Raw genomic sequence first — 12685 nt, 5'->3', positions numbered from 1 at the left:
ATGGTTCAGGCAATCGTTTTCCTGCCCCTGCTGGGCGCCATTCTGGCCGGGATCATCGCCCTGGCCGGCGCGCATGCCCGCAACCCCTCGGGTGACGAGGTCGAGCATCACGGCGATCATGGTCACGGCGATGCGCACGCATCGGCGGCTCATGACGATCATGGCCACGACGATCACGCCCATGACGACCATGGCCATGGTCCGGTCGAGCCGGCGGCCGCCGGTTCGCGCGGCGCCGAGCTGATCACCACCGGACTGCTGTTCGTGGCGGCCGCGCTGTCCTGGATGACGCTGGTCGACGTCGGCTTCAACGGCCACGACGCCCGGATCCAGATTCTGCCCTGGATCTTCTCCGGCGAGCTCGAGGTCTGGTGGTCGCTACGCGTCGACACGCTCACCGCCGTGATGCTGGTGGTGGTGACGACGGTGTCCTCGCTCGTGCACCTCTATTCCATCGGCTACATGGACGAGGATCCGTACCGCCCGCGCTTCTTCGGCTATCTCTCGCTCTTCACCTTCGCCATGCTGATGCTGGTGACGGCGGACAACCTCGTGCAGCTGTTCTTCGGCTGGGAAGGCGTGGGTCTGGCGAGCTATCTGCTGATCGGCTTCTGGTACCAGAAGCCGTCGGCGAACGCCGCCGCCATCAAGGCCTTCGTGGTCAACCGCGTCGGCGATTTCGGCTTCGCGCTCGGCATCTTCTCGATCTTCATGCTGACCAGCTCGACCGATTTCGAGACCATCTTCCATGCGGCTCCCGGCCTCACCGGCAAGACCATCGACTTCCTCGGCTGGCATGCCGATGCGCTGACGCTGACCTGTCTCCTGCTGTTCATGGGCGCGATGGGTAAGTCGGCGCAGTTCCTGCTGCACACCTGGTTGCCGGACGCGATGGAAGGCCCGACGCCCGTGTCGGCGCTGATCCATGCCGCGACCATGGTCACCGCCGGCGTGTTCATGGTGGCGCGCCTGTCGCCGCTGTTCGAGCTCGCCCCGAACGCCCAGGCCGTCGTGATGTTCTTCGGTGCCACCACGGCGTTCTTCGCCGCGACCATCGGTCTTGTCCAGAACGACATCAAGCGCATCGTTGCGTACTCGACCTGTTCGCAGCTCGGCTACATGTTCGTGGCGATGGGAGCAGGGGCCTATTCGGTCGGCATGTTCCATTTGTTCACGCACGCCTTTTTCAAGGCGCTGCTGTTCTTGGGCTCCGGCTCGGTGATCTACGCGATGCACCACGAGCAGGACATCCGCAACATGGGTGGCCTCTGGAGGAAGATCCCGTACACGTTCGCGGTGATGACCGTCGGCACGCTGGCGCTGACCGGCTTCCCGCTGTTCGCCGGCTACTTCTCCAAGGACGCGATCATCGAGGCGGCCTATGCCTCGCATAACCCGTTCTCGACCTACGCTTATCTGATGACGATCGTGGCCGCGGGCCTGACCTCGTTCTATTCCTGGCGTCTGGTGTTCAAGACCTTCTTCGGCGAGCCCCACGACCAGGAGCACTACGAGGCCGCGCATGAGAGCCCGATCTGGATGCTGATCCCGATCGGCGTGCTGGCGGTTGGCTCGGTGCTGGCCGGCTTCCCGTTCAAGGAGCTCTTCACCGGTCCTCACGGCGTGGAAGAGTTCTTCCGCGAGTCCGTGAAGATGAACCCGCATATCCTCGAGGATATGGAGCACATGCCGCATCTGTTGGGCTGGCTGCCCTTCGTGATGATGGTCGGCGGCTTCCTGGTGTCCTACACCTTCTACATCCGCAAGCCGTACCTCCCGGTCGAGCTCGCGAACACGCAGCCGATGCTGTACCAGTTCCTGCTCAACAAATGGTACTTCGACGAGCTCTACGATTTCATCTTCGTCCGTCCGGCGAAGTGGATCGGCTACCAGCTCTGGAAGAAGGGCGACGGCTTCATCATCGACGGCTTCGGTCCCGACGGCATTTCGGCCCGCGTGCTGGACATCACCCGTAACGTCGTGAAGATCCAGACCGGCTATCTCTATCACTACGCATTCGCCATGCTGATCGGCGCCGCCGGCCTGATCACCTGGTTCATGTTCGGCTTTGGAGGCCAGTAAATGACAACCTGGCCCATCCTTTCGGTCACGACGTTCCTGCCGCTGGTCGGCGCGCTGATCGTTTACCTGAGCCGTGGCGATGACGAGGCGGCCCGGCGCAACTCGCGTTGGATCGCGCTGTGGACCACGCTGATCACCTTCGCGGTGTCGGTGCTCCTGGTCATGCGCTTCGACCCGTCGAATGCGGACTTCCAGTTCGTCGAGAAGGCGAGCTGGCTCGCCACCGGCATCACCTACCACATGGGCGTGGACGGCATTTCGCTGCCGCTGGTGATCCTCACCACCGCGATCATGCCGTTCTGCATCATCGCGAGCTGGAAGGCGATTTCGAACCGCGTCCGCGAATACATGATGGCGTTCCTGATCCTGGAAACGCTGATGATCGGCACCTTCTCGGCGCTCGATCTCGTGCTGTTCTATCTGTTCTTCGAAGGCGGCCTGATCCCGATGTTCCTGATCATCGGCGTCTGGGGCGGTCCGCGCCGGGTCTACGCGTCGTTCAAGTTCTTCCTCTACACGCTGCTCGGCTCGGTGCTGATGCTGCTCGCCATCATGGCGCTGTACTGGAACGGCGGCACCACCGACATCCCGACCCTGATGCACACCGCGGTGCCGCGGTCGTTGCAGACCTGGGCGTGGCTGGCCTTCTTCGCCTCGTTTGCGGTGAAGATGCCGATGTGGCCGGTGCACACCTGGTTGCCTGACGCGCACGTCGAGGCGCCGACTGCGGGCTCCGTGGTTCTGGCCGCGATCCTGCTGAAGATGGGCGGCTACGGCTTCCTGCGCTTCTCGCTGCCGATGTTCCCGCTGGCCTCGCACGACTTCGCGCCGCTGATCTTCACCATGTCCGCGATTGCCATCATCTACACCTCGCTGGTGGCGTTGATGCAGGAGGACATGAAGAAGCTGATCGCGTACTCGTCGGTCGCGCATATGGGCTTCGTCACCATGGGCATCTTCGCCGGCACCATGCAGGGCGTCGCCGGTGGCATGTTCCAGATGATCTCGCACGGCATCGTCTCCGGCGCGCTGTTCCTCTGCGTCGGCGTGGTCTACGACCGCCTGCACACCCGCGAGATCGCGGCCTATGGCGGCCTCGTCAACCGGATGCCGCTCTACGCGTTGACCTTCATGATCTTCACCATGGCGAACGTCGGTTTGCCCGGCACTAGCGGCTTCGTCGGCGAGTTCATGACGCTGCTCGGCACCTTCAAGGTCTCGATCCCGACCGCGTTCTTCGCCACCTTCGGCGTGATCCTGTCGGCCGGCTACGCGCTGTGGCTCTACCGCAAGGTCGTGTTCGGGGCGCTGGTCAAGCCGACGCTGATGAGCATGAAGGATCTCACCCTGCGTGAATGCGTGACGCTGTTCCCGCTGATCGCGCTGACGATCCTGTTCGGCGTCTATCCGAAGCCGGTGCTCGACATGTCGGCCGCCTCGGTCCAGCAACTCGTCAATAATTACAACACCGCTGTGACGGCCGTGAAGGCCGCCGCACTGCTCCAGTGATCGGGCAGGTCAGGATATCGCCATGAGCTTTACGACTGCAGGTTATCAACTGGCGCCGGTGTTGCCCGAGATCGTGCTCGCGATCGGCGCCATGGCGCTTCTGATGCTCGGCGCCTATCGCGGGCAGGGCACCACCAGCGCGGTCACCACGCTCGCGGTGCTGCTGCTGATCGTGGTCGGCGTGCTCGAATACATGCTGCCCGCCGGCAAGCAGGTGACGTTCGGCGGCAGCTTCATCGTCGACGATTTCGCCCGCTTCATGAAGATCCTGGCCCTGATCGGCTCGGCGGTGACGCTGGTGCTGTCGACCGAGTTCCTGTCGGATCCGTCGCGCCGCATCTTCGAATACGCGATCCTGGTGCTGCTCTCGACGCTCGGCATGATGGTGCTGATCTCGGCCGGTGACCTGATCTCGCTCTATCTCGGCCTCGAATTGATGTCGCTCGCGCTCTACGTCGTGGCGGCCTCGAACCGCGACAATGCCAAGTCGACCGAAGCCGGCCTGAAGTACTTTGTGCTGGGCGCGCTGTCCTCGGGCATGCTGCTGTACGGCTCCTCGCTGGTGTACGGCTTCACCGGCACCGTCAGCTTCGCCGGCATCGCTACGGCTGCGACCGCCGCGAATGTCGGCCTCGTGTTCGGCCTGGTGTTCCTGCTCGCCGGCCTCTGCTTCAAGGTCTCGGCCGTGCCGTTCCACATGTGGACGCCCGACGTGTACGAAGGCGCCCCGACGCCGGTCACCGCCTTCTTCGCGTCCGCGCCGAAGGTCGCTGCACTCGCCGTGTTCACCCGCGTCACGCTGACCGCATTCCCGGGCATCGTCTCGCAGTGGCAGCAGATCCTGGTGTTCGTGGCGATCGCCTCGATGGCGCTGGGCTCGTTCGCCGCGATCGGCCAGAGCAACATCAAGCGCCTGATGGCGTACTCCTCGATCGGCCATATGGGCTTCGCCCTGGTCGGCCTTGCCTCCGGCACCGTCGAGGGCGCGCAGGGCGTGCTGATGTACATCGTGATCTATGTCGCGATGACGCTCGGCTCGTTCTCGGTCATCCTCGCCATGAAGCGTAACGGCCAGGCCGTCGAGAAGATCAGCGACTTCGCAGGCCTGTCGCGCACCAACCCGCTGCTCGCCTTCATGTTCGCGATGCTGCTGTTCTCGCTCGCGGGCATTCCGCCACTCGCCGGCTTCTTCGCCAAATGGTACGTCTTCGTCGCGGCCATCAAGGCGAATTTGTTCACGCTCGCCGTGATCGGCGTGCTCTCCAGCGTGGTGGGCGCCTACTATTATCTCACTATCGTCAAGACGATGTACTTTGACGAACCGGCCGGCCAGATCGATCCGATGCGCGCCGAGGTCAAGACGGTGCTGGCGGTTGCGGGCCTGTTCACAATTCTGTTCGCGCTGTTCGCGGGTCCGGTGGTGAACGTCGCCTCCGCCGCCGCAAAATCGCTGTTCTAGGATGGGGTTCGCGCTCGGTCCTCGCGCAATCGCGGCGGGCTATAAGCTCGCAGCCCTGGAGCGGACCGGCTCGACCAATACCGATGCCATCGAAGCGGCCCGCGCCGGCGAGCGCGGCCCGATCTGGTTCGTGACGGATGAGCAGACGGCCGGCCGCGGCCGCCGTCAGCGGCCCTGGATCGCGCCGAAGGGCAATTTGGCAGCCAGCGTCCTCGAAGTCCTCGACATCGCGCCAGCGGTGGCTGCCACGATCGGTTTTGCCGCGGGACTGGCCGAGGAGGCTGCGCTGGAGAAAGTCAGCCTCGAGGCTGCGCTGCGGCTCGGCCCCGACCGTCCCCGATACGCCCTGAAATGGCCGAACGACGTCCTTGCCAACGGCAAGAAGCTGGTCGGCATCGGGCTGGAGGCCGAAGCCGTCGGCGATCGCCTGGCCATCGTCACAGGCATTGGCACCAACATCGTGGCGGCGCCCGAGGGCACGCCGACGCCGGCGGTGTCGCTGGCAGCCCTCAGCGTCCAGATCAGCGCGGAAGAGCTGTTCTCGGCCCTGTCGGACGCCTGGGTGGAATTCCGCGGCATCTGGGACAATGGCCGTGGCTTTGCCGAGATCCGAAAGCTCTGGCTGGAGCGCGCCGCGCGCCTTGGTGAGCCGATCGCGATCCACACGGGAACCAAGGTGCTGGAAGGTATATTTGACACGATCGACGACACCGGCTGCCTGATCGTCCGCACCGCGGAGGGCCGTCGCGTGCCGATCGCCGCGGGCGAGGTGTTTTTTGGCCCGGTCCGTTCGGTGGGAGCTGCGTGATGGCGAGACCCGACGAACTGGTTTTTGCGCCGCTCGGCGGCGTCGGCGAGATCGGCATGAACCTGTCGATCTACGGCCTCGGCAACCGCCACCAGCGTTCCTGGCTGGCGGTCGATCTCGGCGTCTCCTTCGGCGACGAGGAGCATCTGCCCGGCATCGATTTGATCATGCCGGACATCAGCTTCCTGGAGAAGGAACGCAAGAACCTGATGGGCCTGGTGCTGACCCACGCCCATGAGGACCATTTCGGCGCCATCATCGATCTCTGGCCGCGGCTGAAATGCCCGATCTATGCGACGCAGTTCAGCGCCGCGCTGTTCGAGGCCAAATGCGCCGCCGAGCGCAATGCGCCCGTGATCCCCGTCACCGTGGTCCCGTCAGGCGGGCGCATCGATGTCGGCCCGTTCAACGTCGAGTTCATCCCGGTCGCGCATTCGATTCCGGAAGCGCATGCGCTGGCGATCCACACCGAGGCCGGCGTGGTGCTGCACACCGGCGACTGGAAGATCGATCCGACCCCGACGCTGGGTCGTCCGACCGATGAAAAGCGGCTGCGCGAACTCGGCGAGGAGGGCGTGCTCGCTCTCATCGGCGATTCCACCAACGCGGTGCGCGATGGCCGCTCGCCGTCCGAAGCCGAGGTCGCCCGCACCATCATCGACCTGGTGAAGGCGGCCAAGGGCCGCGTCGCGGTCACGACCTTCGCCTCCAACGTCGCCCGCATCAAGGCCGTCGCCGATGCCGCGAAGGCCGCCGACCGCGAGGTCGTGGTGGTCGGCCGCGCCATGGAGCGCGTGGTTCAGGTCGCGCGCGAGACCGGCTATCTCGACGGCGTCCAGAATTTCCGCTCGCCCGAGGTCTACGGCCATCTGCCGCAGGACAAGGTGCTCGCGCTCTGCACCGGCAGCCAGGGCGAGTCCCGCGCGGCGCTGGCCCGTATCGCCAATGACGACCATCCCGAGATCACGCTGAACCGCGGCGACAGCGTGATCTTCTCCTCGCGCACCATTCCCGGCAACGAGAAGGCCGTCGGCTCGATCATCAACAATCTGGTGCTGCAGGGCGTCGAGGTCCTCACCGACCGCGATCATCTGGTCCACGTTTCCGGCCATCCCCGCCGCGACGAGCTGCGCGACATGATCTCCTGGGTGAAGCCGCAACTGCTGATCCCCGTCCATGGCGAGGCGCTGCACCTGAACGAGCACGCAAAACTCGCGCGCGCCGCCGGCGTGCCGCGCGTGCTGGTGGTCCGCAACGGCGATATGGTCAAGCTCGGCCCCGGCGATCCCGGCGTGGTCGGCGAGGTGCCGTCGGGCCGGCTCTACAAGGACGGCACCATCCTGGAGGATTCCAAGTCCCGCGCCGTGGTCGAGCGCCGCCGCATGGCGTTCTCCGGCTGCGCCTTCGTCGCCATCGCGATGACCGCGCAGGGCGAGCTTGTGGACGAGCCCGAGGTCGATCTGATCGGCATCCCCGAGAAGAACCGGGCGGGGGAGCCGTTCGACGACATCGTCTTCGACGCCGTGATGTCCACCATCGAGGGCCTGCCGAAGGCGCGCCGCCGGGATCCGGATGCGCTGGCGGAATCGGTGCGACGCGCCGTCCGGGCCGTCATCAACGAACATTGGGGCAAAAAGCCCCCCTGTCTGGTCCACGTCCTGACAGTGTAGACTAAGCGTGGTCTTCGGATCATGCGCTGAGGGAGAAGAAAACATGCTGGGTCGCCTCAACCACGTCGCGATCGCGACCAGGGATGCCGTCAAGTCCGCAAAAATCTACGGCGCGGCGTTCGGGGCGCAGATCTCGGAAGCCGTGCCGCTGCCCGAGCATGGCGTCATCACCGTGTTCGCGACGCTCCCCAACACCAAGATCGAATTCATCGAGCCGCTCGGCGAGGCCTCGCCGATCGCGAAATTTCTCGAGCGCAATGCCGACGGCGGCATCCACCACATCTGCTACGAGGTCGTCGACATCATCGCCTCGCGCGACACCCTGGTGAAGGAGGGCGCCCGCGTCCTCGGCGACGGCGTGCCGAAGATCGGTGCCCATGGCAAGCCGGTGCTGTTCCTGCACCCGAAGGACTTTTCCGGCGCGCTCGTCGAAATCGAGCAGGCGTAAGACCGCCCCATGGCCATCCAGATCTCAACCGCGCTCGCGATCTACTTCGTCATCTGGTGGATCGCGCTGTTCCTGACGCTGCCGTTCGGCGTGCGCAGCCAGCACGAGGACGGCGTCGGTGCGCCCGGCACCGACCCCGGCGCACCTGTCCTGACCGGCATGAAGCGCAAGCTGATCTGGACCACGATCATCTCGGCCATCATCTACGGCATCGGGGTCGCGGCCTATCAGGCCGGCTATCTCTCGATCGAACGGCTGTCGAAATTGATGGGGATGCCGTTTTAGCGATTTTGCCGGATTTTTCGCGTTGCGTCGTTGTTGGGGGAACGAATGACTTTTCAGAGGATCGTCGTCGCGCTTCTGGTGCTGATCGTCGCCGGTCTCGGTGCCATTGGCTATGTCGAATGGAAGATCGCCTTGCAGGCGCGAACGCTGAAGGCGTTCGTCGAGGGCTACGTGTTCAACGAAGCCGTGATGGCCTGCGAGCAGGCCAAGAGCTCGACGCCGTTCAAATGGAACGGCGGAAAAAGCACCTCGGTGATCGGTCTGAACTCGGTCAAGCTCGATAAATACACCGTTAGCGCCAGCTACACGCTGGTGGCGGACAACGTCTATTGCGATTACGATCCGATCAAAAGAAAGGCCGAGATCGGCTCGAGCTTCCTGGAGCGGGAGTAACGATCCGGCCATCGAGCATGGGATGGGATCGTCATGGCGCAAGGGCAGGCGGGGGATTACCGGATTCTTCAGGAAGCGGCCTTGCGGGACTATCTCGCGGGCCTGCCTGACATCGCGGCACTGCTTGGCGGCGCGCCGGCCGCCTGGGGGATCACCGAGGTCGGCGACGGCAATCTCAACCTCGTCTTCATCGTGAAAGGCGCCAGCGGCGGCATCGCCGTGAAGCAGGCGCTGCCTTACGTTCGCCTGGTCGGCGAGAGCTGGCCGCTGCCGCTGTCGCGGGCCCATTACGAATATCTCGCGCTGTCCCGGCAGGCCCAGCTCGCGCCCGGCCTCGTGCCGGCCTTGCTGCACCACAACGAGACGCTGGCACTCACGGTGATGGAGCTGCTCGAGCCCCATATCATCATGCGCAAGGGGCTGGTGGCTGCGACGTCCTATCCGCGCTTCGTCGATGACATCACGACGTTCATGGCGCGGACGCTGTTCTTCACCTCCGACCTCGCGCTCACGGCCGCGGAGAAGAAGGAGGCCATCGCCGCCTTCGCCGGCAATCATGCGCTGTGCAAGATCACCGAGGATCTGATCTTCACCGATCCCTATAGGATCGCCGAGCAGAACCGCTGGACGGCGCCGTATCTCGACGGCCTGGCCGCGTCCTTGCGCGAGGACATGGAGCTGCATGTCGCGATCTCCCGGCTGAAGCTGAAATTCATGGCGAGCCCGGAAGCGCTGCTGCATGGCGATCTCCACACCGGCTCGATCATGGTGACGTCGGCAGAGACGCGGGTGATCGACCCCGAATTCGCCTTCTACGGCCCGATGGGTTTTGACGTCGGCGCGGTGCTGGCCAATCTGCTGATGGCCTATTTCGCCTCTGCCGGCCACGAGCGCAGGCCGGGCGAGCGCCGCGAATTCGAGGGCTGGGTGCTGGAGACGGTCGACCAGGTCTGGAATGAGTTTTCGCGAAAATTCCTCGATCTCTGGCGGTCGGAGGCCCGCGGCGATGCCTATCCGGTCTCGCTCTTTGCCGGCGAGAAGGGCGCGATGCGCCTCGAGGCCGAGCGGCAGGCCTACATGCAGCGCCTGTTCACCGACACGGTCGGATTCGCCGCCGCCAAAACCATCCGCCGCATCTTCGGCCTTGCCCACAACATCGATTTCGAGCTGATCGAGGATCCGAAGGTGCGGGCGGTGAGCGAGGCCCGCGCCGTGCGGCTCGCGCGCGGGATGATGGTGGAGGCGGTGGCGTTTCGAACCATCGCCGACATCACGGGGGCTGCGCGGAAGCTGGGGGATTGGCAGCCGGAGCTGTCGGGCTGACGGAGAGAGAGCGTCGCGCGCCTCAATACAGCCGTATCGGCAGCGGTGCGCCATCCGGGCCGACCAGCAGGCCCCAGGTCTCGTTGGCTGCGATCTCGAGCTCCCGGCTCCGCGCAGCGCTGCCCTCGGCCTTGACAGTGATCTTGTGCTTGCCTGGCGGCAGATCGAGCTTTGGGATATCGGACTTTTCGCTCGCCGCATCGTCGGTGTGGGTCAGTTTTTCTCCCGCGTGCGCCGCCAGCCTGACGGTTCGCTCATTGACGGTGATAACTGCCGCTTTATCCGTCTCGTTGCCGAGCATCAATTTCACTTGCCCCGGTTTTGGCGCGATGCCGGCCGTCACGCTCCACCGCTTGCGCAGGGAAAGGTCGGCGATGGTCTTGTTGTCCTGGCGGACGAGCCGGAGCGTCGCCGGTCCGTCTGACGTCGTGAAAGCGATCTCGGCCCTGTCGGGCGCGATGACCGCGCCGTTCGTCTCGGTCCAGCCACGCTGTCCGAGCGAGGCGCGATAGAAGTCGAGCACGGCTGCGAGATCGAGCGGCGTCTCGACATGCGCCGACCTGATGAAGGACGCGTTCTTCGTGGTCATCAGGTCCCAGCCGGCCGGCAGCGGCAGACCGGCGTCGTCGGACATTTTGGCCTCGAAGGTCCGGCCTGCTGCCCGCGCCAAATACCCGAGAGCGCCGCAGATCAGGCGTTCGCCGAGAGTGTCCGGGACGCAGCGGTTCCTGGTCGCCCACCAGGTCTGGTCGACGGCCGTGTCCAGGCCCGTGCTGCGATACCAGCCGACGTCGATGCCGTCAGCGGGGCCCGGATCCGGCGTAACAGGGATCGCCATCGCCGCTGTCGCGGCGACCAGACTGCCCACGAGCAGGATACCTAGCATTCGGCGTTTCATTTTTTCCGCGATCCCTGGGGCTCAGACAACGATCCTGAGCTTGGTCGCGTCGATTGCGAAAAATGTTCACTGTTCCCATTGCGCGATGACGCACCGCGTCAATCGGTGGCTTGCATTGCCGGGGACGCAAAACGAAGCTTGCGTTCGACAGGCTGTGAATGATCAAATCCCTGATCGGAATACCTGCATTAGGGGACACATGATGTTCAGGATGTTGGCGATCGTCGCGGGCCTGGGACTGGCGCTCGCCGCCCCGGCAGAGGCCCAGACGCCGCGCAAGGGCGGAACCATCCGCATGACGGCGCCCTATGGCTCGAGCTTCACCAGTCTCGACATTCACACCACCCAGCGCGCCCAGGACGAGATCTACGCCAAGGGCCTGCATCGCTCGCTCTACATCTGGGACTCCGCGGAAGGAAAGCCGGTCCCTGAACTCGCGAAGGAGGTCATCGTCTCCAGCGGTGGGCTCGTTCAGACCTTCAAGCTCCGCGACGACGCCTATTTCCACAACGGCCGCAAGATGACGGCTGACGACGTGATCTGGTCGTTCAACCGCATCATGGACGGCACCAAGGCCTATCCCGGTGCGCGCTATGTTCGCGTCATCGAGGGCGCGGCCGCGGTCGAGAAAGGGCAGGCGAAGGAAATCTCCGGCCTGAAGAAGATCGACGATTTCACGGTGGAGATGAAGCTGACCGAGAAGGTCGAGCCCGGCTTCTACTTCTTCACGGCGCTGACCTCGATCTACCCCGCCGACGAGGCCGCCAAGGACAGCTTCATCCAGCATCCGATCGGCCTCGGCCCGTTCAAGTTCGTCGAGCACGTGCCGGGCTCGCGCATCGTCATGGAGCGGTGGGACAAGTTCTACAAGCCCGGCAAGCCCTACGCCGACAAGCTGATCGTCTCGATCATGGGCGAGGCGGCGGCCCGCGACGTCGCCTTCCGCAACAAGGAGATCGACACCTCCGTGCTCGGGCCGGCGCAATATGTCGCCTATCAGACCGACCCCAATCTCAAGGGCACCATCGCCGAGGTCGCCGAGGTCTTCACGCGTTACATGGGCATGAACCCCAACTTCAAGCCGTTCTCCGACAAGCGCGTCCGGCAGGCGATCAACTACGCGATCGATACCGATTTGATCATCAGCAAGCTGGTCAAGGGCAAGGCCTATCGCGCCACCAGCTGGCTGCCGCTGACCTCGACCGCCTACGACAAGACGATGAAGCCGTACGCTTACGATCCTGCCAAGGCCAAGCAGCTGCTCGCTGACGCCGGCTACGCCTCCGGCTTCGAATTCGAATGGACCACCAGCCAGAACGAAAGCTGGGGCCTGCCGATCGTCTCGGCCGTCATTCCGATGCTGGACAAGGTCGGCATCAAGGTGAAGGTCAAGCAGGTCGAGGCCGCCGTGTTGTCGGAGGTGGTCCGCACCGGCGACTACCAGGCCTACATCTATTCGCAACAGACCGGTCCGGACCCCCAGGCCGCGCTGAAATGCTTCCATTCGTCGACGCCGCAATCGGCCTGCAACTACATGATCTTCAAGAACCCTGAGTTCGACAAGATCATGGACGAGGCAGGGCAGGCCGACGATTCATCTAAGCGCACCCAGCTGCTGCAAAAGGCCAACGCGCTGCTCTACGAGGAGGCGCCGGTCTGGTTCTTCAACTACAACAAGGCCGTCATGGCCGTGCAGCCCTGGCTCCATGGCGTTCAGCTCAATGCGACGGAGCTGACCCATCAGAACGTCGAGGAGCTCTGGGTCGACGAGACCTCGCCGGCAAAGTAACACGCGTTCTCGTGCTCCCTT

11 protein-coding genes are annotated in these 12685 nt (G+C 64.3%); 10 read left to right on the top strand and 1 reads right to left on the bottom strand.

The window, feature by feature from the left end:
• From nuoL to mtnK, 9 genes are read left to right on the top strand one after another with little or no spacing between them, the layout of a single operon-like run.
• Positions 1-2082: an NADH-quinone oxidoreductase subunit L gene (gene nuoL, locus NLM31_RS24800; RefSeq protein WP_254193980.1), complete on the top strand. Its 2082-nt coding sequence runs from the start codon at positions 1-3 to the stop codon at positions 2080-2082.
• Positions 2083-3591 (top strand): NADH-quinone oxidoreductase subunit M, encoded by a 1509-nt coding sequence (locus tag NLM31_RS24795; RefSeq protein ID WP_254193979.1) that lies wholly within the window; start codon positions 2083-2085, stop codon positions 3589-3591.
• Positions 3592-3613: 22 nt separating this feature from the next.
• A complete protein-coding gene (gene nuoN / locus NLM31_RS24790; protein ID WP_254131860.1) occupies positions 3614-5050 on the top strand; it encodes an NADH-quinone oxidoreductase subunit NuoN in 1437 nt (478 codons plus the stop codon).
• 1 nt (position 5051) lies between these two features.
• A complete protein-coding gene (locus NLM31_RS24785; protein ID WP_254193978.1) occupies positions 5052-5858 on the top strand; it encodes a biotin--[acetyl-CoA-carboxylase] ligase in 807 nt (268 codons plus the stop codon).
• A complete protein-coding gene (locus NLM31_RS24780; protein ID WP_254193977.1) occupies positions 5858-7528 on the top strand; it encodes a ribonuclease J in 1671 nt (556 codons plus the stop codon). The genes NLM31_RS24785 and NLM31_RS24780 overlap by 1 nt, the downstream gene beginning before the upstream one ends.
• Before the next feature lie 43 nt (positions 7529-7571).
• The gene (gene mce / locus NLM31_RS24775) at positions 7572-7976 is read left to right on the top strand and encodes a methylmalonyl-CoA epimerase (protein ID WP_254131857.1); all 405 of its coding nucleotides are present in this window, start codon (positions 7572-7574) and stop codon (positions 7974-7976) included.
• Positions 7977-7985: 9 nt separating this feature from the next.
• Positions 7986-8261, top strand: a complete 276-nt coding sequence (locus tag NLM31_RS24770) for a DUF1467 family protein (protein ID WP_254131856.1) — start codon at positions 7986-7988, stop codon at positions 8259-8261.
• Positions 8262-8306: 45 nt separating this feature from the next.
• On the top strand, positions 8307-8654 hold the full coding sequence (locus NLM31_RS24765; protein WP_254193976.1) for a hypothetical protein: 348 nt from the start codon (positions 8307-8309) through the stop codon (positions 8652-8654).
• Positions 8655-8687: 33 nt separating this feature from the next.
• Complete coding sequence (mtnK, locus tag NLM31_RS24760; RefSeq protein WP_254193975.1) at positions 8688-9977, top strand: S-methyl-5-thioribose kinase; 1290 nt, start codon at positions 8688-8690, stop codon at positions 9975-9977.
• Positions 9978-9999: 22 nt separating this feature from the next.
• Here the strand turns inward: mtnK and NLM31_RS24755 are convergent, their stop codons facing one another.
• A complete protein-coding gene (locus tag NLM31_RS24755) occupies positions 10000-10875 on the bottom strand; it encodes a hypothetical protein (RefSeq protein WP_254193974.1) in 876 nt (291 codons plus the stop codon).
• Between the two features lie 199 nt (positions 10876-11074).
• Between NLM31_RS24755 and NLM31_RS24750 the strand changes: the two genes are divergently transcribed.
• Positions 11075-12664, top strand: coding sequence for an ABC transporter substrate-binding protein (locus tag NLM31_RS24750; protein WP_254131852.1), 1590 nt, complete (start codon positions 11075-11077; stop codon positions 12662-12664).
• The last annotated feature ends 21 nt before the right edge of the window (positions 12665-12685 follow it).

It is taken from the genome of Bradyrhizobium sp. CCGUVB4N, from assembly GCF_024199945.1.
Taxonomy (GTDB): Bacteria; Pseudomonadota; Alphaproteobacteria; order Rhizobiales; family Xanthobacteraceae; genus Bradyrhizobium.
The sequence above is the reverse complement of the archived record's forward strand: the minus strand, read 5'-3'. Positions and strand labels throughout refer to the sequence as shown.